This window comes from Moorena sp. SIO3I6 (assembly GCF_010672095.1).
In genome coordinates this window covers 1-1,425 of the sequence record NZ_JAAHHU010001320.1, presented here as the reverse complement: position 1 = coordinate 1,425, position 1,425 = coordinate 1, and the positions used below count along the sequence as shown (strand labels likewise).

1 protein-coding gene is annotated in these 1,425 nt (G+C 45.3%); it reads left to right on the top strand.

From position 1 onward, the window contains the following. Positions 1 to 1,232: response regulator (locus F6K49_RS48950; protein ID WP_293109966.1), on the top strand; the 1,232-nt coding region annotated here is incomplete at its 5' end. Between the last annotated feature and the right edge of the window lie 193 nt (positions 1,233 to 1,425).

Sequence of the window (1,425 nt, the reverse complement as noted above, 5' to 3'; positions counted from 1 at the left end):
TAACTGCTCAGCAATGGAGCTTCTACTTGAGCTATGGCCGTTTGGTATGGGCATCTGGCAGTGTTCATCCCACTAGGCGTTGGCGTCGGCAGATAATCTATCATTGTCCTGAGATTAATCCTAATCGGATTGCCCTCAAAAAGATAGAGCCAGGGTCCTGTTGGGACTACCAGTTGATGGTGCTGTTAGCACGGAAGCGAATGATCAACCCCCAACAGACTGTAGTTGTAATTCAAGGCATTGTGGCAGAAATATTATTTGATATCCTCCAGAGCCTAACCTTAGTTTCTCGGGAGCAAACCCTAATTCAACCCAGTAATGGTTCTGTGTCGTCAAACACCATGGAAACTAGGGTCAACAAGCCTGACAATTTCTTGCTCAATGCCCAGTTAGGAGTACGTCCCTCTATGCAGGGGATTTTGCCACAAACCTGGATGTTAGAGGTAGAAGCAACTATCAAGCAAGCTCAACAGGTCTGGCAGCAGTGGTCAGAAATGGGTTTGGAGGATATTTCTCCTGACTTAGCACCGGTGCTGTTGCAAAAGTCGGCTTTGGAACAGCAAACCTCAGTGGCGACCTACAAAAATCTGGTAAACCTAATCAACGGTAAGCGCACCCTGCGAGATATAGCAGCTCTGCTCAAACGAGATGTGTTACTGCTGACGCGATCGCTAAACCCTTATATTAAGAAACAACTGATTGAACTAGTAGAATTACCTGACTTGAGCGCTCCCAACTTTGTGGATATCCCCGCCAAGGCAGGCATTAGTACCCAAAAATCCCAAACCCAAAAATCCCAAACCCAAAAATCCCAAACCCAAAAATCCCAGAAGAAGTCTGATCAGGGATTAATAGTCTGTATTGATGATCACCCCCAAACCTGTAAAATTATGAAGGACGTGATTCAATCAGCAGGTTATCGATTTCTAGGAATCCAAGACTCTATCAAAGCTCTACCGTTGTTACTCAAACATAAGCCAGATTTAATATTCTTGGATTTGGTGATGCCGATTGTTAATGGCTACGAAATGTGCGCCCAGATCCGCCGGGTGTCAATGTTTGCCAATACACCAGTGATTATTCTGACGGCTAAAGATGGTATTGTAGACCGGGTGAGAGCCAGAATCGTTGGGGCTACTGATTTCCTGAGCAAACCAATCGACCATCAAAAAGTAGTGGCAACGGTGCGCAAGTATCATAAAACGTCGCCCACCAAGACCAATCCAGTTTAAAAAGGCGAGACTCTGGACGTGAAGCAAGAGTCTAGAGGTGGGGGAAATCAAGGATTTTACAATGGTTTTCGGTTAACAGTCAACGGTTAACCGTCCACAAACAATAACTATTGAATAAGATCCTCTAGGGTACACAGCAGTTCTTCTGGATTCACTGGTTTAGCTAAGTAGGCATCAGCCCCCAGCATCTTTC